We start from the raw sequence: 20,977 nt of genomic DNA, 5'->3' as shown, positions 1-20,977 counted from the left end.
GCACGGGCTAGTCGCCCCGCCGCAGCACCGGCCGGAGCGCGTCGAGCACGTCGAGGCTCTCGATCGTCGACGGCACCGGCTCCTCGACGCCGTCCGCGATCCCGCGCATCGTGCGGCGGAGGATCTTTCCCGACCGGGTCTTGGGCAGCGCCGCCACCACGTCGACGTCCCGCAGCGACGCCACGGCGCCGATCCGTTCGCGCACCAGCGCCACGAGCTCGGTCCGCAGCTCCTCCTCGGGCCGGTCGACGCCCGCCTTGAGCACCACGAGCCCGCGCGGCACCTGACCCTTGAGCGGGTCCGCCACCCCGATGACCGCGCATTCGGCGACCGCGGGATGCGAGGCCAGCGCCTCCTCCATCCCGCCGGTCGACAGCCGGTGCCCGGCCACGTTGATCACGTCGTCGGTGCGGCCCATGACGTAGACGTAGCCGTCGTCGTCGATCCGCCCGCCGTCGCCGGTGAGGTAGTAGCCCTTGAAGGCCGACAGGTACGACCGAATGAAGCGGTCGTCGTCGTTCCACAGCGTCGGCAGCGCGCCCGGCGCCAGCGGCAGCTTGATGACGATGGCGCCGTCGGTGTTCGGCGGGACCGGCTGCCCCGAGCCGTCGACGACACGCACGTCCCAGCCCACCATCGGCACCGTCGGCGAACCCGGCTTGATAGGCAGCTCCTCGACGCCGACCGGGTTCGCGCAGATCGGCCAGCCCGTCTCGGTCTGCCACCAGTTGTCGACAACAGGGATCCCCAGCAGGTCCGACGCCCAGCGGTAGGTCTCGGGGTCCAGGCGCTCGCCCGCGAGGAACAGGTAGCGCAGCCCTGACAGGTCGTACCCGCCCAGGAGGGCGCCCTTCGGGTCCTCCTTCTTGATCGCGCGGAACGCCGTGGGCGCGGTGAACATGGTCTTCGCCCCGTGCTCGGCGGCCACCCGCCAGAACTGGCCCGCGTCGGGCGTCCCGACCGGCTTGCCCTCGTAGAGGATCGTGGTCGCGCCCACCAGGAGGGGCGCGTAGACGATGTAGGAGTGCCCGACGACCCAGCCGACGTCCGACGCGGTGAACATCGTCTCGCCGGGGCCGACCGCGTAGATGTTGGCCATCGTCCATGCCAGCGCCACCGCGTAACCGCCGCTGTCGCGGACCACGCCCTTCGGCTTCCCGGTGGTGCCCGAGGTGTACAGGATGTAGAGCGGGTCGGTCGCCGCGACGGGGACCGACGCGGCCGGCTCGGCGGTCGCCATCGCCTCGGCCCAGTCGACGTCGTCGGGGCCCATCGCCGCCTGTGCCTGCGGCCGCTGCAGGATCACCCGCTTGCCAGGCTTGTGCTCGGCCAGCTCCATCGCCTTGTCCAGCAGGGGCTTGTACTCGAGCACCCGGCTGCCCTCGATGCCGCACGACGCGGAGACGACGACCACCGGTGCGGCGTCGTCGATGCGCACGGCGAGCTCGCGCGGGGCGAACCCGCCGAACACCACCGAGTGCACCGCTCCCAGCCGCGCGCAGGCCAGCATCGCGACGGCGGCCTCGGGAACCATCGGCATGTAGACGACCACGCGGTCGCCCCGCCCGACCCCGAGCCCGGCCAGCACGCCGGCGAAGCGGGCGACCTCGTCGAGCAGTTGCGTGTAGCTGTATGAGCGCACGGTCCCGGTGACGGGCGAGTCGTAGATCAGCGCCGTCCGGTCGCCGTGCCCGGCGTCGACGTGGCGGTCCAGCGCGTTCGCGCAGACGTTCAGCTCTCCGTCGGGGAACCAGCGGTAGAACGGGGGCCGGGCTTCGAGGGCCCGGGTCGGTGCCGTGTGCCAGTCGATCGCCTGCGCAGCGTCGAGCCAGAAGGCCTCCGGATCGTCGAGGCTGGCCCGCCACCGCTCCTCGAACGCGCCCACCTTGTCGTCCGTCCGCTCGTCCACGAGCCCTCCTCGCCCCGGGAGTCCGGTCGAGGAGACAGTAGGCCGTCGGATCGGTGTCGCGGCACTATCCGAGAGGGCGGCGGGGTTCCGAATCTCACTCGTTCGGACCACTCACGGACGGGTGATTCTTCTCGTTGTGCTGCACGGGGGCGGACGGGCGGCGGGAGGGGTGCCGCCCGTCCGGGTACCGAGGCGGAAGTGCCGGTCGGACGGAGGTGCCGTGTGGGCGACGGACGGCGGGCAGTGCCGGCAGGTGGCGGACTCGGGGTCGTCCTGCTCGCGGCGGTGCTCGGCAGCATGGCCCTCGTCGGTGCCACGGGATCGGAGCCGGCGCCGCGCCCCGCCGTCATGACGGCGGCGGTCGACCGGTGCGGCCCCGGATGGGTGGCCGCCTGGCGGACCAGCCCGCAGCCGGTGCGACCCGCCGACTCGCTCGCCGGCCGCACGCTGCGCATGGTCGTCCGACCCCAGATCACGGGCTCCGGGGTGCGGGTACGGCTCTCCAACCGGTTCGGTACCGCCCCGCTCGCGGTCGGGCCGGTCACGGCCGCTCGAGGGGGGCCCGGCGCGACACTGGTGCCCGGCAGCGTTCAACCGGTGACCTTCGACGGCCGGGCCGATGTCGTCGTCGCCCCCGGGGCCGAGGTGGTGAGCGACGCCGTCCCGGTGGTCGCCGAGGCGGGTCGGCCGATCGCGGTCAGCCTCGTGGTGGCGGACACCCCGGACGTCGTGGCCGGGCATCCGGTCGCACTCCAGACCTCCTACCTGTCCGGCCCGGGCGACTTCGCCCTCGACGTCGACGGCGCGGCGTTCACCACCCCGATCGACTCCTGGATCGTGCTCACCGGCGTCGACGTCGTGACGCCCCGCCCGGTCAACGCGCTGGTGGCGATGGGCGACTCGATCACCGACGGCGTGGGCAGTGGCCTCGACGCCGACTCGCGCTGGTCCGATGCGCTGTCGGACCGCCTGACCCGCCGCGGCGGTGCGGCGACCATGGCGGTGCTCAACGCCGGGATCTCCCGCAACGAGCTGCTCGCAGCCCGCGGCCCGGACGGTGGGGATTCACCTCTGGAGCGGGTGGGCAGGGAGGTCGCCGACGTGCCCGGCGCGACGGACGTCGTGCTGCACATCGGCACCAACGACATCGCCGTAGGTCGCAGTGGGCAGGAGATCGTCGGCGGTCTCGTCCGGTTCACCGGCCTCGCCCGCGCGGCAGGCAAGCGCGTCTTCCTCACCACGATCACGCCTTCGGACGCCGGGCCGCACGGCAGCGCCCGGGCCGCCGCGGTGCGGGACGGGGTCAACCGCTGGGTGCGAGAGCGCGGAGCGGAGTACGCCGACGGTGTCTTCGACTTCGCCGCGGCCGTCGCGGACCCGGCCAAGCCCGGCCGGCTGCTCGGACGCTACGACTCGGGGGACGGCCTGCACCTGTCCCCGGCCGGATACCGAGCGCTCGCGGATGCCGTCGACGTCACCCGCCTCACGGGCAGCCCGTGCCTGGCCGACCGCAGCCCGGCGCGTGTGGTGCTCTCCGATGGCTGACGCAGCCGGCCGCAACCGCCTCCTACCGGCCGAGCCGCCTCAGCGCGTTGCGCCACGCCGGTGCCTCGACGGCGACGTCGATCGGCAGCGGACCGGTCTCCGTGTCCTCCTGGTCCAGCCGTTCGAGGACCCAGTCGACGGCGAGCGCGCCGGGGGAGACGCCCCGCTCGGCGGCGAGCCGCCGCAGCTGCTCCATGCGCAACGCCGGCAACCGCAGGGGGAAGACCTGGGCCGACCCGAACCGGCCGGTGGCCGGCCCGCCCGAGGCGGCGTCCGGGGCGAGCGCCGCCATGTAGGAGTCGAGGTCGGGATCCTGCGGCGGCAGCTCCACGCTCCGCTGGCGCTGCGCCGGAATGCGGTGCCGGGACCGCTGACCGTCGTCACGGGGAGTCATCGCTGCAGGGTACGGCCTGCCGTCGGGGTGGCGTCCGGCCGATGACTGCACCGGACGATATTCACGCCGCGTACTCGTGCGGTCACTCGAAGGTGATATTGATCATCACAGGCTCACCCGGGAAGGGGCGTGCATCGGATGGCCGCGATGGGTAACGTGCAGGTCACGGCCACGGGGGTGGCTACGACATCGAACCGGACCGGGTGGGGGCGCCCGGCCCGGTCTTTGCGTGAAAGAAGGGGACGTCGCGGTTCCCGCGCTACCCCCATGCCATCAGTCGGGCGACCGGAGCGGGGGAAGCGTCGATGAGCATCGGCAGCGCACGACGGGATGTCGGCGAGGAGCGCCCCGGTCCCAACGGGTCGATCCCCGGTCCACGTACCGCGGCAGACGCCTACCGGGTGTCGGACGACCAGATCCACCGGGCCCGGCTCGTCGTCGCCCGCAACTGCGACGACCCGGACGATCTGCGCCGGCTCCTCGACATGCTCGGCCTCATCGCCACGCACCCGGACCAGCCTCCGCCCGTCGGGCGTTGACCAGCGCGGACATCGCGCTCCGACCCCGGTTCGATAGGGGGAGGGATGGTGTCCTATGCTGGTGAAGCTCCCAACGGAAAGCCGTTGGAGGGCGGGGATGGCTCCGGCCGTCCAAGCCCCCATCGTCTAGCGGCCTAGGACACCGCCCTTTCAAGGCGGCAGCGCGGGTTCGAATCCCGTTGGGGGTACGGCTCTACAGCAAGGCCCAGTGGCGCAGTTGGTTAGCGCGTCGCCCTGTCACGGCGAAGGTCGCGGGTTCGAGTCCCGTCTGGGTCGCACCATCACCGGTCCTCGGGGTCGGTGCCCGGCCAGGTAGCTCAGTTGGTACGAGCGTCCGCCTGAAAAGCGGAAGGTCGGCGGTTCGACCCCGCCCCTGGCCACGCCTCCCTGATCCGCACTCGTGCGGTCAGGGATTTTTTGTGCGATCTTGCTGGCACGGTCGGGTTGACCTGCTGTCGAGCGAGGCTCGGGTGTCACCGGCCCAGCGGTCGGGGTCGGAGGGGTACGTGCAGATCATCCACACGGAGGGCGCGCCGTCGCACACCGGCCCGGTTCCCCAAGCCGTCGAGGCGGGCGGGTGGATCTACGTGTCGGCGCTGTTCGGGGCCGACCCCGCGACGCACGCGATCCCAGTCGAGGCGCGCGACGAGGCCGAGCAGGTGTTCGCGAACCTGGTCGCCATCCTCGCCGCAGCGGGCGCTGACCTGACCGACGTCGTGCGTGTGGGCATCGTCATGCGTGCGCTGCAGCGCGATCGACCGGTGTTCAACCAGGTGTGGGCCGAGCGGTTCGGCGAGCACCGGCCGGCGCGGTCGGCGATCGAGGCCTCGGACTTCGGCCGCAAGGGCGAGAACGCCCGGTTCATGATCGAGGTTGTCGCCTTCCGTGGCTGACGACTCCGGCGGCTTCGATCTGGTCGCGAGCTTCTTCACGCTGACCGGGGCCGGCTTCGCAGAGGAACCTCGGTACTCGTTCGTCGAGCGGTGCCGAGCAGCCGCAGCGGCGGGATTCACCGGAATCGGGCTGCACGCCGACGACCTGCCTCGGACGGTTGCGTCCGGGCTCGACGTCCCGGGGATGCAGGCCGTGCTGGCGGACACCGGCCTGCATGTGGTGGAGATCGAGTTCCTCGGCGGCTGGGCGCTGGCGACCGACCCGGCCGAGCTGGATCGCACAGTGCGCCGGATCGAGGCGGTGGCAGACGCTTTCGGTGGTCGGCATGTCAGCGCCGGGGAGTTCCGCGGCAACGTCCCGCTCGATCTGGGCGTGGCGGGAAGACGGCTGGAGGAGCTCGCCCGACGACTCGCGGGACGCGGCCTGCAGGTCGCTGTGGAGGCGTTCCCCTGGTCCGTGCTGGCAGGGCCCTCCGTCGTCCCCGAGCTGCTGCGTCAGGCCCAGGCGCCCAATCTCGGCCAGATGGTCGACGTGTGGCACTTCTTCAACAACGGTGGCACCCCTGACGCCCTGACGGGGCCGATCGCAGCGGTGCAGCTCAACGACGGCCCGCGGGTGCACGGCGACTACCTTGTGCACGCCCGAGCCGCGCGGCGGCTCCCGGGGGAGGGTGAGCTGGACGTCGCCGGCCTGCTGCGGGCCGTGCTCCGCAACGGCTTCACTGGCCCGTGGTGCGTCGAGGTCAACACGCCGGAGTTCCGGGCACTCCCGGTCGGCGAGGCCGCTCGCCGGGCAGCAGCGGCGACAGCCGCGGCGCTTGATGCTGCCGGAGCACCGCGGACACGGGCCTGACCTGTAGTTCCGCCGCGTTCCCGGACTATCCGCGCGCCGCGACGATTCGGCGGCGCAGCGCTTCTTCCTTCTCGATGACCTGGTCGACCTGCTCGGCAGCCCAGGTGGCGCGGTGGCGGGGCACGAGCACGACTCCGTCGGAGTCGGTGACGATGAGGTCGCCGGCCGAGACGACGACACCGCCGACCGCGACGGGTGCTCCGATGACGCCGGGGCCGTTCTTGAAGGGGCCGGCGGGTGTGGCGGCCCGGGCGAAGACGACGAGGCCCTGGGCGGCGAGGGTTTCGGCGTCGCGGACCGCGCCGTCGATGACGGCGCCGAGGACGCCCTTCGAAACCATGATCTCGCCGATGAGGTCGCCGATCAGGGCTCGGCTGAGGTCGCCCTGGCCGTTGATGACGAGGATGTCGCCGGGCTGGGCGTCGTCGAGGGCGCGGTGGATGGCGAGGTTGTCGCCGGCGCGGGTGAGGATCGGCAGGGCGGTGCCGACGAGCCGGGTCGCGGCGGTGAACGGCCGGATCCCGCCGTCCATGACCAGCAGCCGGTCGAAGACGTCGCCGATGTTGGCCGCGGGCGCCTTGGCGAAGCGGTTCAGCAAGTCACGGTCGACGCGCGGCCAGGGGTCGGTGAGGGTGAGGGTGTCGGTGGGGGCGTTGATGAACATGGATGTCCTCGAATCAGAAGAAGGTGAGCGCCGGGCGCCGCCGGGTGGCCCCGGCGGCGGTGTGCGGGTGTCAGGCGGCGGGCACGTGCACGGTGTTGAGGTGGTGGTCGGGCACGGCCCCGGCGAGTGCCTGGCGGATGCAGGCGGTCGCGGCGCGACCGACCTCGCGCAGGGACTCCTCGGTCTGCCCGGCGACGTGCGGGGTGACGATGAGGTTGTCCAGCTCGGAGATCGGCAGGATGTTGTGCGGCAGCGGGTTCTTCATGTCGACGGACTCGGCCTCCAGCACGTCGAGCCCCGCGCCGCGCAGGCGGCCGGAGCGCAGGGCCGCCACCATCGCCTGCTCGTCGACCAGCCCTCCTCGGGAGGTGTTGATCAGTACGGCACCGGGGCGCAGCCGGGCCAGGGCAGGGCCGTCGATGATGTGCCGGGTCGAGGCGACCAGCGGGACGTGCAGGCTGAGCACGTCGGAGCCGGCGAGCAGCTCGTCGAACTCGACCTTGCGGGCGCCGAGGGCGGCGACCTGCGCGTGGTCCAGGACCGGGTCGGTGACCAGGACCTGCATGCCGAACCCGCGGGCGATCTGCAGCACGATCGATCCGATGCTTCCCAGCCCGAGCAGGCCCAGTGCGCGGCCGTGCAGCTCGAACCCGGTCAGCTCGGCCTTGTTCTGCGACCAGAACCCGTCCCGCGTCCTGCCCGCGGCGACGGGGATCTTGCGGCCGAGCGCGAGGGCGAGGGCGAAGACGTGTTCGGCGACGGCGCGGGCGTTGCGGCCGGGTGTGATGGTGACCCACACGCCGGCGTCGGTGGCGGCGTCGAGGTCGACGTTGTCCGAGCCGACCCCGTGGCGGGCGATGATCCGCAGGCGGGGCGAGTCGGCGATCTTGTCGCGGTCAAAGGTCTCGGAGCGGAGCATCACGGCCTCGACGACGTCGCGCACCTGCTGGTAGGCGACGGCGGTCGGCCCGTAGCCGAGGTGCACCTCGCCGAGCTGGCGGAGTTCGGCGAGAACGTCCGCGTGGACGGGGTCGGAGACGTAGGTGACGGTCATGGGTGAGTCCTTCGGTGCGATGGAGGCGGCGTGCGGCGAGGTGCCGCGAGGAGGGCGAAGCGGTGGAGCCGGCCCGCGGTCGTCAGCGGTAGAGGTGGCCGGCCTCGGTGGTGTTGCGGCGCACGCCCAGCAGCACCACGGCCAGGCCCAGGGCGCCGGAGAGCACGAGGATGTAGGCCGGGATGAAGGTGCTGCCGGTGACGCCGGTCAGCCAGGTGGCCAGGTAGGGACCGCCGCCTCCGCCGATCACGGCGCCGACGCTGTGCCCGAACGCGACGCCGGTGTGGCGGACCTTGACCGGGTAGAACTCGGGGATGACCGTGTAGGTGCCGGCCTGGCACAGCGCGTAGGGGATCATTCCGATGGCGAGGCCGAGCATCGCCAGACCGACCGAGTGCTGGTTCATCAGCATGAACGTCGGGATGGTGATGACGATGTAGGCCAGGTACGACCACACCAGCAGGCGCTTGCCGCCGATGCGGGTGCCGAGCTGGCCGGCCACCGGGATCAACACCGCGGCAAGCAGGACGGCGACCAGCACGATCGTCGACGCCGCGCCTTTGGAGAAGCCGAGGACGCTGGAGAAGTACACCGCGACGAACACCGTGCCGATGTAGGTACCGATGTTCTGCACCAGCGCGATGGCGGTCACCTTGGCCAGCGGGGCCTTGTAGCTGCGGAACACCTCGGCGATCGGCTTGTCGGTGGTGTGGTTCTTGGCCTGCTCCTCGACGTACTCGGGGCTGTCCTCGACCTGCAGCCGCATGTAGAGCACCAGCGCGGCGAGCGGGATGGCCAGCAGGAACGGGATGCGCCAGCCCCAGACTCCATCGCCGGCTCCGACAGTAGGGAGGCGGCGAGCGCGGCGATGCCGGCTGCGGCGCCCTTGCCCAGGTTCCCGGCCGAGGGGATGAACGAGATGTAGAGCGAGCGCCGGTCGGGCGCGGCCCACTCACGGATGAAGCTGGCCGCCCCGCCGATCTCACCGCCGGTGGAGAAGCCCTGGGCCATGCGCAGGACGACCAGCAGGATCGGCGCCAGCACCCCGATCTCGGCGTAACCGGGCAACAGGCCGGTCAGCCCGGCCGCCGTGCCCATCAGGATGATGCTGGCGATCAGGCTGACCCGCCGGCCCTTGCGGTCGCCGAGCCAGCCGAAGAACATCGCGCCCAGCGGGCGGACCAGGAACGCCGACCCGAACACCAGCAGCGTGTTGAGCAGGCCGATCGTCGGGTTGTCGCTGGGGAAGAAGACGATCGCCAGCGTCGCGGCGACGTAGCCGTAGACGCTGAAGTCGTAGTACTCGATGAAGGTGCCGAACACGGCGACGCCCGTCGCCTTCTTCGCCTTCGCCTGCCGCTCGGGTGTGGGCGGTGGAAGGATCTCGAGATCGGTCGTCGACATGACTGCTCCTTTGCGGTCTGACTCTATGTCTTGTATTTTGGGACAGTGTCCCAAAGCGATGAGTGAAGTGTGGGACTGTCCTCGCGGACTGTCAAGGGTAACTTGAGACGCTGTCCCGATATTTGTGCAGGTGATCATGCATGATGGCAGCCGGCAGGGCGCGCCATGATCAAGCGAGTGGAGAGGATGAGGCTGAGGTGAGCGAGCAGTCCGCCGAGGCGGTCCCCGGTAACGACCGGATCGTCGCCGTCCTCGACGCGTTGATCACCAGGCATCGTGGTCAGGGCTGGGGTGTGCGGGAGCTTGCCGAGGCTGTCGAACTGAGCCGCAGTACGGTGAACCGGATCCTGCAGGGGCTGACCGCACGCGGTCTCGCCCGCGTCGATGCCAACGCGACCTACTCGGTGGGGCCGCGACTACGGGTTCTCGCCAGGGTGCTGCACGACCGCCACCCCCTGCTGCGTCGTGCACCGCAGGTGATGGACGAGCTCAGCCGGGCCGCGGACGCCACCGTCATGCTCGCCGTGCACGGCCCGCGGCCCGACACCGCGTTCATCGCACTGCTGCGCCGGCAGGCCGGCCCGATCCGCTACCACCTCGAACCCGGAATGGAGCTACCCCTGCACGCCGGCGCCGCCGGACGCGCGATTCTCTCCGCGGTAGGCGTCGACGTGCTCGGCGCTGACCTCGCCCGCTACAGCGCCGACACCGTCGTCGACCCGAACCATCTCGACGAGGCCCTGCAGACCGCCCGGAAGGTCGGCTTCGTGATCAGTGTGGGCCAGCACATCCCGCTCGCCGCCGGCGTCGCGTCCCCTCTGCAGATCGCGCCCGGTCTCGTCGGGTCCGTGTCCGCCACCCGCCTGCGGCACGACACCACCGACACGGACCTCGAACGCCTCGGCCCCATCGTGCGCAAGACCGCAGACGCGATCGAGGACGCGGCCCGGCAGCCGGCTCCCACCGAGCGCCCCGCCGCCCCGTCGAGCGCCGACGCCACCGCGCTCGGGCGCATCCAGCGCCTTGTGGAGATCCTCGTCGCCGAGCCCTCCGGCACCCCCACCGGCGCCGAGCTCGCCCGCAAGCTGAGCGCCAACGAGGCCACAGCAGCACGACTCCGGACCACCGCGCTGACCTCAGGACTGGCGGTTCTCACGACCGAACGCCGCATGGCGACCGGCCCGCTCCTCCTGCGCTGGGCGGCCACCATCGGACCCGAGTGGAACATCGCCGAACTCGTCCACGATGCGGCACACACGCTCGCGCAGGCCAGTGGAGAAACCGTGGGGCTCACTGTCTACGACCCCGCCACCGCCACCGCTGTCTTCGCTGCCGAAGCCCGTGGCAGCGCTCCCATCGAGTACAGCCTCGGCGTCGGAACACCGATCCCCCTGTACGCCGGCGCCGCCGGCAAATCCATCCTCGCCCACTGCCCGCCCGAGATCGTGCGCAGCCAGTCACTACAGCCCATCACGCCACGCTCACCCACCACCCTCGAGCAGCTGGAGCGGGATCTGCAGCAGATCCGCGAGGCCGGATGGGCCCAGGCCGAAGGCGAACGTGTCCCCGACGCCTTCGGGCTCGCCGCCCCCTTCTTCGCGGACGGAGCCGTCGCCGGATCCCTCACCTTCACGATCCCGCGTTTCCGCGCCGACAGGATCGACCCATCGGCGCTGACGACGATGCTCACCGACGCGGCCCGGCAGGTCACAGCACTGCTCTCCGTATAGGACGAAATGAGGAGGTCGTGGATGCGTCTGCATCCCGGTGAGGTCGAGGCCACGGGTTGGCGGGTCGAGAAGCTCGCCGGCGTTCTGCAGCGGCTACGCGCGGCGGCACCCGACGTCGCCGGACGTCCGCGTGTGATCGCGATCGACGGCCGCGGTGGCGCAGGGAAGTCCACCCTCGTCGAACGGCTGCGGGCGCTCGTCCCCCTGTCCGGGATCGTCCACACCGACGACGTCGCGTGGAACCAGGCGTACTTCGACTGGGGCGAGCTGATGGTCGAGAGCATCCTGCGCCCTCTGCACCAGGGAGAGGCGGTCGACTTCCGGCCGCCTGCGTGGATCGAGCACGATCGACCCGGCACGATCCGCGTCGCAGCTGGCGCCGACATCGTGTGGGTCGAGGGCACCGGGATCATCCGCGAGGAGTTCGCCCCGTGGATCGACGCCTCGATCTGGGTGCAGGGCGACCTGGACGAGCAGGAACGCCGGCTGGTGGCCCGCGACGGCGACTCCGTCGCTCAGCGACAGCACGTCGCCGCGTGGCTTGCCGAGGAACTGCCCCTGATGCTCCGCGAACAGCCCTGGACGAAGGCGACGGTCGTCGTGGCCGGCACCACGGAGCTCGACGTCGACCCGGACACCGAGATCGTCGTCGCTCCCGGCGTCAGCCGTCGACGACCGTGTGCAGCGTCTGAATGAGCCCGTTCTCGACCAGCGCGACGTCCATCCCCGTGGCGACCGGGTCGCCGTCCGCGGGCCCGAACCGCCAGGCGAGGACGCCCAGGCTGCCGGCGCTCGTGTACACGGGCCCCCGGGCGGCGAAGACGAACCCGGGTGCCTGGTCCAGCAGGGCCTGGGCCTTGTCACCGACCGCTCGACCGCCGGTGACCGAGCCCTCGGGATCGTGGAAGACGACGTCGTCGGCGTAGGTCAGCGCGATGGCCCGGCCCCGGCGCTCGGGATCCCTCTCGTTGAAGATGTCGAACAGGTTCTGGTGCATGAGCTCCGCGACGGTGGCCATGACGATCATTGTCCGCCGCAACGGCCGTCGGTGCCCGTGGCTGTTGCGCTTGGCACGACCCCTGCGGTTCTGATCCGATGCGCGACATGGCCACCCTGAACGGTCTGCCGTTCTTCCACGACGTGGAATCCGCCCACAGGGTCCGTGGCATCGCCTGGACCTATCCGGTGCTCGGCCCGCCACCGGACTGGCCGGGCGACGGGTCGCGCTTCGACGCGGTCGCGGCCGTGGCGACGCACCCGGCGTTGCCCAAGCTCCTCCTGCGGGTCGGCGACGAGTACCCCTTCTTCGCCCACGTCCAGGACGCCTTCGTCAGCGCCGCCCGGGACGCGGACGCGTCGCTCGAGGTGCTCGACATCCCGCACGCGGCGCACGGTTTCGAGGTGCGGCCGTACGACGCCGAGAGCCGGTCGACGGTGGATGGGGCGATGGACTGGGTCGCGGCCGCAGCGCAGGCCGGGTAGCCGGACCCGCCGGAAAGCCGAACGGCCGGCACCCCGCAGGGCACCGGCCGTTCCGGGGAGCGGCGAGATCAGCCGTTCTTGACGTCCATCTCCGTGTTGCTGAAGATGCTGTTCCCACTCGCCGGGTTGTTCGTGTTGCCCTTCAGCATCACGCCCGTGCGGTTCGCCCAGATCGTGTTGCCGGCCATCGCGAACGGCCCGTCGCTGTCGACGTACACGCCGTAGCGCACGTTCTCGCCGATCACGTTGTTGCGCACGTCGGTCTGGCTGGCCTCGCTGACCAGCCGCAGCCCGTCCTGCTGGTTGCCGCGGACGTCGTTGTCCTGCACGACGTTGTCCTTGGCGGTCTGGCCGATGCCGATGCCCGACTCGATGTTGTCGTAGACCCGGTTCGACTTGATCGTGTTGTTCGACGCCTCGTTGATGTTGATGCCCTGCGCGGCGTTGCCGAACGTCTCGTTGCCCTCGATCACGTTCCGGTCGGAGTGCAGGTAGAGCACGATCCCGTGGTGCTGGTTGCGGTAGACGACGTTGTCGCGGATCACACTGTCGACGCAGTCTTCGGCGAGGATGATCCCGTGCTTGCCGTTGTCGTGGACGACGTTGCGCTCGATCGTCAGGTTGTGCGAGCCGGTGTGCGGGTCGATGCCGTACAGCACGTTGTCGCGGACCTCGTTGTCGCTGATCGTGAGGCCGCCGACGTCGAAGCTGTAGAGCCCGAAGTACAGGTGCGCGATGAGGCTGTTCGTGATGTGCCCGCCGCTGCCCTCGGTACGCCACGCGAGGCCGTACGACTCGACGTCACCGAAGCCGAGGTACTGCAACTCGGCCTTGTCGATCGTCATCTGCGCGCCGTCGCGGGCCAGGATGAACCCGCGGCCGTTGAGGTAGTCCTCGTCGACCGTCCCCTTGGCCTCGTTCCACGAGGTGATGCAGGTGCCGCTGATGTCGATGCCGCCGCCGAGCGCCCTCACCGAGGTGTACTTGCCGGCGTCGTCGCTCCGCAGCTTCAGCCACCGGACCGTCGGCGCCGCGATCTTGAGCGAGGCGCCCTGGTTGATCTCGATGGTCTTGCCCAGCAGCCACTCGCCGGGAGCGGTCTCCTTGAGCAGATCCGGCTTGTTGAGCTTCGCGCTCAGCGCGGGGAGGGTGACGTTCTGACCCCCGCTGAGGACGATCTTGTCGCCGGCGGCGTCGAAGGTCGCGGCCAGTCCGGCCGGTGCCTGCTCGGTCGCCGGGGCCGCCGTCCCCGCCGCTTCGCGGGTGCAGGGCTTGGTGACGTCCGACGTTGCGGCCGGCGCGACGTCACGCCGGACCAGTGCGTTCGGCGCCGTGCTGCCGCATCCGGAGAGCAGGAGTCCGGCGGCGGCCACGAGCGTGGCCACCCGGACGGTGAGTGTGCGTGTCGCGTTCATGGTGTTCCGGTTCCTCAGGCGGTCGCCGGCAGGGACGGCGGCAGGTGCCGGTTGCCTCCGCCGTAGCGGCGCTGGCGCAGTGAGTGCAATGCCTCGAGCACCAGCGCCAGGATGATCAGCGGCACGCCGATCGCACCGAGCAGGTTGATCGCCGGCAGGCTCAGGTCGTTGCCCGTGCCGGTCGGCTCCAACTGGCCGCGGACCGCCTCGAGGGCGTGCACCCGCGAGTTCGTCAGGACGACGGGCGTGCCGACGGCGACGTTCATCCCGACGGTCACCGCGTCCACGGTGACGTCGTCCACCGTGACGGGCTCCGACGTCCGGGCGCGGATGCCCTCGTTGGAGAGGCTCACCGACACCCCGGTGATCGTGGTCGCCGCCTCGGCGTCGATCCCGGTGAGGCCACCGTTGATCTGGCCACCGAGAATCTGCGCGCCGGGGGAGAAGTTGCGGACCGCGTCGTTCTCGACCCCGTCGGCCCGCATGTCCTTGATGACCACTCCGGTGGTGCCGGCAGTGGTCACCAGGCCGTCCTGGCCTCCGCTGAGCTTCAGCGCGTTCGCCACGATGTTGCCCGCACCGCGCTCGACGCGGACGCCTGTGCGCGAGTCGCTCACGGAGACGCCGTCCAGCGTGACGTCGTGGCCGCCGATCGCGATCCCGGCCACCCGGGCGCCGTCGACCGTCGTGCTGCTGATCGTCGCGCCCTTGGTGGTCTTCTCCACCACGATCCCGCGCCGTCCGCCGGTCATCTGCAGGTTCTGCAGGGTCGCGTTGGTGGTGTTCACGTGCATGTACAGCCCGATCGGCTGGTCTTCGGTCGTGACGTCGCGCACGACGCAGTCGGTGCACCGGTTGACCCGGAGCCCGCCCGCGCCGTCGCCGGTCGCGTTGATGTTGTTGACCTGCAGCCTGGTCTGGCCGACCACGGCCACTCCGTACGAGTGGTTGCCGGTGGTGGTGATGTTGTGGATCTCCCGGCCCGAGCTCTCGCCGGTGACGGCGACGCCGTTGCCCCCGTTACGCTCGGCCTTGACGTCCGTGAGCGTCGTGCCCACGTCGCCCTGCAGGAGGAACCCGTCCGACCACGACTCGGTCGCGGTGACGCCCTCGAGCTTGATGTTCTTGGACTTCGACAGCTCCACCCCGGTGGTGTTGCGCAGCAGCTGCGTGCGCACCAGTGCCCCGGTGGAGTCGGTGTTGAAGGAGATGCCGGGATCGCCCTTGTCCGTGCCGGTGGGCTGCACGCCGAGGTCGCTCAGCGTGGAGTCGGTGGCCTCGAAACGCCCCCGGGAGGAGACGACGATGTACGGACGGCCCTGCGAGTTCATCGCCAGCGGCTGGCCGTCCTTGTTCGCCGACGTCACGGTGACGCCGTCGACGAGGATCCGACCGCTGCCGGTGTAGAGGAACGCGGCCTCGGTCGGGGAGTCGCCGCCGCCGAGCGTCAGCGTCTTGATGCCGCTGATGTCGAGTGTCGTCTGCGGGGTCAGGACCACTGCGGAGTTCAGCTTCGCGGTGTCGCCGTCGATGGTCAGGAACGAGTTGGGCACGATCCGGCTCAGCGCCTGCAGCGTCACCGATCCCGACCGCGGGGTGCGCTTGGTGAGGCTGCCGTTGGTGATCGCGTCGATGCCCGACGGCCGCACGATGATCAGCTTCTTCGGCCGTCCGCGCCGGTCCCACGTCTCGCGGGCCTTCGCCGCCGCGGCAGCGGCCTGCGCCGCAGCCTTCGCGGCCCGCTCGGCGGCTTTGCGCTGTGCTTCGGCGGCCTTGCGTGCCGCCTCGGCGGCGTCCTTCTCGGCCTGCGCCTTCTCCTTGGCGGCCTTACTGGCGGCTTCGGCCCGCTCCTGGGCGGCCTCGCGCGCCTCGGCGGCAGCGGCCTGCTGCTGTGCGGCTGCCTCGGCTGCGGCCTGACCCGCGGCGTTGCCGCCGCCTGCCGCCCCGCCGCCTGCGGCCCCGCCGCCTGCGGCTCCACCTCCGCCGGTGCCACCGCCACCGGCACCACCGCCGGTGCCGCCTCCGCCGGAGCCCGAGCCGCCTCCGGCGTCGCCGGCACCACCACCGGTGCTGCCCGCGCCGCCGGCGTCACCGGTGCCGGTCTGCGCCAACAGCAGAGCCGCCGGTGCCGCCTCTGCGGCCTCGGCGGCTCCGACCGGTGCGGCGATTCCCACCAGCGTCGCGACTGTGGCGCCGGCGAGAAGCCTGCGCATCCAGTGCCTGCTCGTGGAGCTGCTCATGCGGGTACTCCTGGCTGCGCCCTCCGGTTCGGCTGGGGGCGCGGGTTGGGCTGCGGACGCGGAGCGGGTTGCGGGGAGTGCGGCGCCGGTGACGCCGAATGCGCGCCCGGGTGCGGTCGCGGAGACGGTCGCGGCCCCGGCTGTGGCTGGGCGTGCGGGTGCGGCTGGGGGTGCGGCTGGGGGTGCGGCCGAGGGTGCTCCGTCCGGACGGGCGCCGTGGGGAGCGACGCTGCACCGCCCGGGGTCCCGACCATGGCGGCCGTGGCGACCGGCTCGGTGAGTGCGACGGGGGAGGCGCCGTACCCGACCGGCTGCGGCTGCTTGAGCGGTTCGGTCAGCGGGTCCGCCAGAGCCGCGTTCTCCGCGGCGTCGTCGGCGGCCCCTTCGGTGCGCACGACCTCGCCGTTCTCGACGGCGACCTGGCGGGTGAGCCACCGCTGCTTGCGGATCGTCACCAGGGCGTGCAGCTTGATGATCGCCATGACCCACGAGAACACGACGTAGGCCGGGATGAAGAAGAACGACGAGGGTCGCCGGTACAGGTGCGGCAGCAGCTTCGCCGACCGGCTGATCTGCCACCACAGCGCGAGCACCGCGGCGAAGATCCAGTTCTGGCTGATCAGGGCGATGGCCATGAAGATCGGACCCAGCAGCACCGTGAAGCCGCTCAGCGCCTTGTCGACCATGGTGTAGGCGAGGAACGGGTGGCTCCAGACCCAGCGGCGCGACAGTGCCCGCAGGTCCGACCGCCAGGTGTTGCGCGCCCAGCGCAGCCGCTGCTTGCGGAACACCCGCGGGCTGTCCGGGAACGTCGACCAGACCTGCGCGGTGCGCTGCATGTAGGTCAGGTAGCCGTGCTCCAGGGTGAGCGTTGTGAGGCGCTTGTCGTCGCCCGACAGGCAGGGCACGCCCCAGAACGTCTCGCCCATGAACTCCTGCTGGATCTGCATCAGCACGGAGCGGCGGTACACCGCGGTGCGTCCGGAGAGGCAGGACACGGCCTTGCCGAGAAAGCTCTGGCTGGCGTTCTCGTCGAAGTAGCGGTGGTCGAGGAACATGTCGGTCAGCCGGGACAGCAGGCCCGTGCTGCCGTACACGCTCTGCCGCGTGCCGACGCCGCCCATGCGGGGGTCCGCGAACGGCTTGCACACCTCGGCCGCCACGTCGGGCGCCCAGATGGTGTCGGAGTCGACCAGTGCGACCAGCTCGGTCGACGCCGCGTTCCAGCCCTTGACCAGGGCGTCGCGCTTGCCCGGGACGTCCGTGATCACGACCGTCACCGGGTACCGGGAGGCGATCTCCTGGCAGACCTTGTCCGACGCGTCGATGACGAGGATGACCTCTTCGACGTTGTTGGCGAGCCATGACTGGATCGCCGTCTCGAAGATGATCGGGTCTTCCTGGTAGACCGGCACCGCGATGCTCATGGACGTGCGGTAGCCGTTCACGACGGGCTTGTAGAGCACCGCCGGGACGCGCCGGATCAGCCAGCACGCCCAGCGGAACAGGCCGAGCACGCCCAGAGGCGTGCCCAGCACGTAGTAATAGAGAGGTAACGTCATGCGCGATCGGTGTTCGGGACCGCCTGCTCGGCGGCGGCCTCGACCTCGTTGCTGACCACCTTCTCCAGGTGCTCGTTGACCTGGACGACGGCCCGCAGCAGCGGCATGTCCACCCCGACGCCGTCGGCGAAGCCGAGGAAGCCGCAGGTGTCCTTGGGCAGGCAGACCCCGCCGTAGGGGGCGCCGCCGCGGATGCCGTACTGCGGGTTGATCGAACCCTCGGCGGACTTCGCGACCGTCGCCGCGATCGGGTCGAGGTCGAGACCGATCTCGCGGGCGACCAGCCACATCTCGTTCCAGAAGCTGATCTTCGCCGCGTTGAAGATGTTGTGGGAGCACTTCACGAACTCGGCCTCGGCCGGGTTGCTGAAGGTGCGCATGTCGCCGCCGAACGGGGAGAGCAGCAGGCGCAGGCGCTCGACGGTCTGCGGGTCGCGGCTGGCGATGACCGTCATCCAGGGGTTCCGGAAGTCCTCGGCCGCGGAAACGGCGCGGAGGAACTCGGGGTTCGAGGCGAGCGCGAAGCCCTCGCCGGCGACCATTCCGGAGTTCTCCTCCAGGAGGTTCTTGACAAGGCCCTCGGTGGTGCCGGGCGGAACGGTGGAGCGCACGACCACAGTGTGACGTGCGGGCGAAGCCTTGAGGGCCTTGCCGACCGCCGTGCTGCCGGCGGAGAAAGCGCGGAGGTCGTACTCGTAGCCCGCGTGCGGCGTCGGCAGCGTCAGGAAGATGAAGGAGTCGGACTCGCCGCTCAGGTCCAACTCCGTCCGCACGTCGTGGCCGCGCGACTGCAGCTCACGAATGCGGGACGCCGAGATGTCGACGAAGGTGACCTCGTGTCCGGCGGCGAGGAACCCCTCTCCGGTGGCGGTCCCCACGACGCCCGAACCCACGATGAAGATCCTCGACGACTGCATGGGTGGTATGCCCCTTCCCCTTCAAACGGAGTGAACCGGTGAGGTCCTTCGCCAGCTTTTCGGAGCCGTCCGGGGGGCTGTTACGCAGGGGGTCGGTGACCCAGAGTGATCCAGTGGTACGTATCTGTACACGCCTCGTGAAGGGATGTGCAGGTCAGAGCGTTGTGGACGGACGCAGCCCCCGAGACTTGTCCACAGAGGGCAACGAACGCTTCAACACTCAGTTACGTCAAATGTGATGCAGATCACAGATTATGATTGAGTTATTTCGGTCTTCGATATTTCTGCTCCACACATGTCGCGACCGCATTTCGCGCGCAGTCGACCGTTCGTCGCTCGAAATAATCCGATCGGCGCACCGCAGGCAACTCTCGTGCAACCTCGACCGAACTCGTCGCCCGGTTGTCCGGCGTTACTTCCCGCTGGTCGACCCGCGTTCTCGGGCGCCCGACAGGACCCGCGCCGCGGAACCGTCGTCTCTCTCTCGCTCGATCCTGGCCGCGCGCAACATCCCCGATGGGATGACACCGCCGATCGTGATGGCACCGTCACCGGCGTGAGATGTGCACGGCGGGCACCATTCCGCGGCCGTCGGTGCTCGTGGTCGCCCGAGGTCACCAGTTCCAGTTGCGCACGGCTGTTCCTTCCGCGTCGTTCGGGTTCTCCAGACTCGGCGGTCACCAGTTCCAGTTGCGCATCGCCGCCTCCTTCCTGGCCGGTGCGTCAGGCGGGCTCGTGCTCACGGGTCCCCACTGCGCTCCTGCGCCTCCCGTCACTGGTGACACCAGCGTCGGCGCGCGGTTACGATCCGCTGACCGAGGAGACGAGCCGAGGATGAACGGCCGAGCGGTCCTAGAGGTACGGGGGTGCGCAACTGTCACCGCATAGCCCGTTCCGGGTCACTCGGTGGGGGGTATGGGCACTGCCTGCCCGCCTGCTCAGCTCAGTGCTCGTCGTCGAGTTGCTGGCCGTCGTCCTGTTCGTCACCGACGTCGTACGTGGTGCCGGGCGGCTGACCGGGCACGGCGCCACCGTTCTCGCGGCGCTCGCGGTGGCCGGTGTCCTGCACACAGAGATCGCGCTCCGGGTCGAGCGGATGCGCCGGCGGGTCACGCCGAGCCCGCACGTCGACCTGAGCTCGGTGTGGACGTTCGCCGCCGCGTTGCTGCTGCCGCCCCTGCTGGCGACCCTCACCGTCATCGTGATCTACCTCCACCTCTATCTCCGGGTGTGGCGACCCACGCGGAACCCGGCCTACCGCTGGCTCTTCACCACCGCAACCGTCGTGCTGGCGGTGCACGCGGCCGCGGGGGCCGTGGCCTACGTCGACAACTCGGACGTGTTCGGCTCGGGGTCGGGTCTGGCCGCCATCGTCACGGCGCTGCTCTGCTACACCGCCGTGAACACGTGCCTCGTCGTCGGCGCCGTCGTCCTCAGCGCCCCCGAGCGCACGTTCCGCCAGCTGCTCGGCCACGGCGACGAGGTCGTCCTCGAACTCGCGACGCTGTCGATGGGCGCGCTCGCCGCCGGGGCGATCTCGTCGACGAGCCCGCTGCACGCACTGCTGGTGCTGCCACCACTCGTCGTCCTGCACCGTGCCGTTCTCGTGCGGCACTTCCAGGAGGTCGCGAGCATCGACGGCAAGACCGGCCTGCTCAACGCCGCCGCCTGGCAGGACCGCGCCCATCGGGTGCTGCAGCGGGCGCAGCGCAACCAGGGAGGCGCCGCCGTCCTCATCCTGGATCTCGACCACTTCAAGCTCGTGAACGACCGGCACGGCCACCTGGCGGGCGACCGGGTGCTCATGTCGGTGGCCGAGGCCCTCCGCGCGGAGGTGCGCGACAACGACCTCGTCGGACGGTTCGGCGGCGAGGAGTTCGTGATCATGCTTCCCGGGCACGACGGAGCCGGCTACGACCGGGTCGAGCTGGAAGCCGTCGCGGACCGGATCCGCCGTCGTGTCGACGCACTCGGCGTGGAGGTCGCCACCGCGGACGGGGCCCTGACCGTGGGCGACCTCAGCGTGTCGGTCGGCGGCGCGTCGTTCCCCGACGACGCGGCGGACCTCGACGGCCTGCTCGAGGTCGCCGATTCGGCTCTGTACGCCGCCAAGCGGTCCGGCCGCAACGCCGTCCGGATGGGGTTGCACGTGCACGCCACGCAGCAGCTCCCGCAGCGGTGGGCGGACGGCGACGGCAGCTGCGCCTCGCCGGCGAAGCGGCCGCTCGGCGAGAGCGCCGAACCGGCTCCGCGGCCGTCCCCGCGCCACTGAAACAAGGGCCGACCCGGACGGGCCGTGGATCTTGGCGTGATAGATTCTGCGCCGGTTGCAGTCGTATTTCCTCGTCGCCCGCCACGCGACCGTGGAGAGCGAGC

19 protein-coding genes and 3 tRNA genes are annotated in these 20,977 nt (G+C 70.8%); 11 read left to right on the top strand and 11 right to left on the bottom strand.

The annotated features are described in order from the left end of the window. Positions 1 to 7 precede the first annotated feature (7 nt). Positions 8 to 1,885: an AMP-binding protein gene (locus tag RM445_RS09150; RefSeq protein WP_311555762.1), complete on the bottom strand. Its 1,878-nt coding sequence runs from the start codon at positions 1,883 to 1,885 to the stop codon at positions 8 to 10. A 246-nt stretch (positions 1,886 to 2,131) separates the two neighbouring features. On the opposite strand from RM445_RS09150, the gene RM445_RS09145 reads away from it, so the two are divergent. Then, positions 2,132 to 3,454 (top strand): GDSL-type esterase/lipase family protein, encoded by a 1,323-nt coding sequence (locus RM445_RS09145; protein WP_311555697.1) that lies wholly within the window; start codon positions 2,132 to 2,134, stop codon positions 3,452 to 3,454. Between the two features lie 22 nt (positions 3,455 to 3,476). Here RM445_RS09145 and RM445_RS09140 read toward each other — a convergent pair whose 3' ends face one another. Next, a complete protein-coding gene (locus RM445_RS09140) occupies positions 3,477 to 3,848 on the bottom strand; it encodes a hypothetical protein (protein ID WP_311555696.1) in 372 nt (123 codons plus the stop codon). A 305-nt stretch (positions 3,849 to 4,153) separates the two neighbouring features. On the opposite strand from RM445_RS09140, the gene RM445_RS09135 reads away from it, so the two are divergent. The 6 genes from RM445_RS09135 (at position 4,154) to RM445_RS09110 (ending at position 6,133) form a co-directional block, all read left to right on the top strand. Next, entirely contained in the window at positions 4,154 to 4,387 is a 234-nt protein-coding gene (locus RM445_RS09135) for a hypothetical protein (RefSeq protein WP_311555695.1), read from the top strand. Between the two features lie 115 nt (positions 4,388 to 4,502). After that, positions 4,503 to 4,575 (top strand) — tRNA-Glu (locus RM445_RS09130). Positions 4,576 to 4,589: 14 nt separating this feature from the next. Continuing rightward, positions 4,590 to 4,663, top strand: a tRNA-Asp gene (locus RM445_RS09125). Between the two features lie 30 nt (positions 4,664 to 4,693). Further along, a tRNA-Phe gene (locus RM445_RS09120) sits at positions 4,694 to 4,767 on the top strand. 126 nt (positions 4,768 to 4,893) lie between these two features. Continuing rightward, a complete protein-coding gene (locus RM445_RS09115; RefSeq protein ID WP_311555694.1) occupies positions 4,894 to 5,280 on the top strand; it encodes a RidA family protein in 387 nt (128 codons plus the stop codon). Continuing rightward, positions 5,273 to 6,133, top strand: coding sequence for a sugar phosphate isomerase/epimerase family protein (locus tag RM445_RS09110; protein WP_311555693.1), 861 nt, complete (start codon positions 5,273 to 5,275; stop codon positions 6,131 to 6,133). Before RM445_RS09115 ends, RM445_RS09110 begins: the two co-directional genes overlap by 8 nt. A 25-nt stretch (positions 6,134 to 6,158) precedes the next feature. Here RM445_RS09110 and RM445_RS09105 read toward each other — a convergent pair whose 3' ends face one another. The 4 genes from RM445_RS09105 to RM445_RS09090 all read right to left on the bottom strand — a co-directional run bounded on the left by RM445_RS09105 (position 6,159) and on the right by RM445_RS09090 (position 9,255). After that, complete coding sequence (locus RM445_RS09105) at positions 6,159 to 6,797, bottom strand: RraA family protein (RefSeq protein ID WP_311555692.1); 639 nt, start codon at positions 6,795 to 6,797, stop codon at positions 6,159 to 6,161. 70 nt (positions 6,798 to 6,867) lie between these two features. Next, the gene (locus RM445_RS09100; protein WP_311555691.1) at positions 6,868 to 7,851 is read right to left on the bottom strand and encodes an NAD(P)-dependent oxidoreductase; all 984 of its coding nucleotides are present in this window, start codon (positions 7,849 to 7,851) and stop codon (positions 6,868 to 6,870) included. A gap of 82 nt (positions 7,852 to 7,933) precedes the next feature. Continuing rightward, positions 7,934 to 8,617 (bottom strand): MFS transporter, encoded by a 684-nt coding sequence (locus tag RM445_RS09095; RefSeq protein WP_311555690.1) that lies wholly within the window; start codon positions 8,615 to 8,617, stop codon positions 7,934 to 7,936. Further along, positions 8,500 to 9,255 carry an MFS transporter gene (locus tag RM445_RS09090; RefSeq protein ID WP_311555689.1) on the bottom strand — a complete coding sequence of 252 codons (756 nt, stop codon included), beginning with the start codon at positions 9,253 to 9,255 and terminating at the stop codon, positions 8,500 to 8,502. Before RM445_RS09090 ends, RM445_RS09095 begins: the two co-directional genes overlap by 118 nt. Positions 9,256 to 9,452: 197 nt before the next feature. On the opposite strand from RM445_RS09090, the gene RM445_RS09085 reads away from it, so the two are divergent. Together RM445_RS09085 and RM445_RS09080 are read left to right on the top strand one after the other, a co-directional pair. Next, on the top strand, positions 9,453 to 10,985 hold the full coding sequence (locus tag RM445_RS09085; RefSeq protein ID WP_311555688.1) for an IclR family transcriptional regulator: 1,533 nt from the start codon (positions 9,453 to 9,455) through the stop codon (positions 10,983 to 10,985). A 21-nt stretch (positions 10,986 to 11,006) separates the two neighbouring features. After that, on the top strand, positions 11,007 to 11,681 hold the full coding sequence (locus RM445_RS09080; RefSeq protein WP_311555687.1) for a uridine kinase family protein: 675 nt from the start codon (positions 11,007 to 11,009) through the stop codon (positions 11,679 to 11,681). On the opposite strand, the gene RM445_RS09075 is transcribed toward RM445_RS09080, so the two are convergent. After that, positions 11,647 to 12,003 carry a nuclear transport factor 2 family protein gene (locus tag RM445_RS09075; protein ID WP_311555686.1) on the bottom strand — a complete coding sequence of 119 codons (357 nt, stop codon included), beginning with the start codon at positions 12,001 to 12,003 and terminating at the stop codon, positions 11,647 to 11,649. The two genes, RM445_RS09080 and RM445_RS09075, sit on opposite strands and share 35 nt — an antisense overlap. An 86-nt stretch (positions 12,004 to 12,089) precedes the next feature. On the opposite strand from RM445_RS09075, the gene RM445_RS09070 reads away from it, so the two are divergent. Continuing rightward, positions 12,090 to 12,467, top strand: a complete 378-nt coding sequence (locus RM445_RS09070) for a hypothetical protein (RefSeq protein ID WP_311555685.1) — start codon at positions 12,090 to 12,092, stop codon at positions 12,465 to 12,467. Between the two features lie 68 nt (positions 12,468 to 12,535). Here RM445_RS09070 and RM445_RS09065 read toward each other — a convergent pair whose 3' ends face one another. Genes RM445_RS09065 through RM445_RS09050 form a run of 4 tightly spaced genes read right to left on the bottom strand, consistent with a single transcriptional unit; the run spans position 12,536 to position 18,577 of the window. Further along, complete coding sequence (locus RM445_RS09065) at positions 12,536 to 13,882, bottom strand: right-handed parallel beta-helix repeat-containing protein (protein WP_311555684.1); 1,347 nt, start codon at positions 13,880 to 13,882, stop codon at positions 12,536 to 12,538. A 14-nt stretch (positions 13,883 to 13,896) separates the two neighbouring features. Then, positions 13,897 to 16,122: a right-handed parallel beta-helix repeat-containing protein gene (locus RM445_RS09060; RefSeq protein ID WP_311555683.1), complete on the bottom strand. Its 2,226-nt coding sequence runs from the start codon at positions 16,120 to 16,122 to the stop codon at positions 13,897 to 13,899. Then, the gene (locus RM445_RS09055; protein ID WP_311555682.1) at positions 16,119 to 17,684 is read right to left on the bottom strand and encodes a glycosyltransferase; all 1,566 of its coding nucleotides are present in this window, start codon (positions 17,682 to 17,684) and stop codon (positions 16,119 to 16,121) included. The genes RM445_RS09060 and RM445_RS09055 overlap by 4 nt, the downstream gene beginning before the upstream one ends. Next, positions 17,681 to 18,577, bottom strand: coding sequence for a Rossmann-fold NAD(P)-binding domain-containing protein (locus RM445_RS09050; RefSeq protein WP_311555681.1), 897 nt, complete (start codon positions 18,575 to 18,577; stop codon positions 17,681 to 17,683). Before RM445_RS09050 ends, RM445_RS09055 begins: the two co-directional genes overlap by 4 nt. A 970-nt stretch (positions 18,578 to 19,547) precedes the next feature. On the opposite strand from RM445_RS09050, the gene RM445_RS09045 reads away from it, so the two are divergent. Continuing rightward, a complete protein-coding gene (locus RM445_RS09045) occupies positions 19,548 to 20,873 on the top strand; it encodes a GGDEF domain-containing protein (RefSeq protein ID WP_311555680.1) in 1,326 nt (441 codons plus the stop codon). Positions 20,874 to 20,977 lie beyond the last annotated feature (104 nt).

This window comes from Pseudonocardia charpentierae (assembly GCF_031845345.1).
Lineage (GTDB): Bacteria > Actinomycetota > Actinomycetes > Mycobacteriales > Pseudonocardiaceae > Pseudonocardia > Pseudonocardia charpentierae.
This window is presented reverse-complemented; position numbering and strand designations above follow the sequence as displayed.

Excerpts from the sequence above, each read along its gene's own strand:
- RM445_RS09140 (WP_311555696.1), bottom strand. The coding sequence starts at position 3,848 with ATGACTCCCCGTGACGACGGTCAGCGGTCCCGGCACCGCATTCCGGCG.
- RM445_RS09135 (WP_311555695.1), top strand. The coding sequence starts at position 4,154 with ATGAGCATCGGCAGCGCACGACGGGATGTCGGCGAGGAGCGCCCCGGT.
- RM445_RS09105 (WP_311555692.1), bottom strand. The coding sequence starts at position 6,797 with ATGTTCATCAACGCCCCCACCGACACCCTCACCCTCACCGACCCCTGG.
- RM445_RS09100 (WP_311555691.1), bottom strand. The coding sequence starts at position 7,851 with ATGACCGTCACCTACGTCTCCGACCCCGTCCACGCGGACGTTCTCGCC.
- RM445_RS09095 (WP_311555690.1), bottom strand. The coding sequence starts at position 8,617 with ATGCGGCTGCAGGTCGAGGACAGCCCCGAGTACGTCGAGGAGCAGGCC.
- RM445_RS09090 (WP_311555689.1), bottom strand. The coding sequence starts at position 9,255 with ATGTCGACGACCGATCTCGAGATCCTTCCACCGCCCACACCCGAGCGG.
- RM445_RS09080 (WP_311555687.1), top strand. The coding sequence starts at position 11,007 with ATGCGTCTGCATCCCGGTGAGGTCGAGGCCACGGGTTGGCGGGTCGAG.
- RM445_RS09075 (WP_311555686.1), bottom strand. The coding sequence starts at position 12,003 with ATGGCCACCGTCGCGGAGCTCATGCACCAGAACCTGTTCGACATCTTC.
- RM445_RS09070 (WP_311555685.1), top strand. The coding sequence starts at position 12,090 with ATGGCCACCCTGAACGGTCTGCCGTTCTTCCACGACGTGGAATCCGCC.
- RM445_RS09065 (WP_311555684.1), bottom strand. The coding sequence starts at position 13,882 with ATGAACGCGACACGCACACTCACCGTCCGGGTGGCCACGCTCGTGGCC.
- RM445_RS09060 (WP_311555683.1), bottom strand. The coding sequence starts at position 16,122 with ATGAGCAGCTCCACGAGCAGGCACTGGATGCGCAGGCTTCTCGCCGGC.
- RM445_RS09055 (WP_311555682.1), bottom strand. The coding sequence starts at position 17,684 with ATGACGTTACCTCTCTATTACTACGTGCTGGGCACGCCTCTGGGCGTG.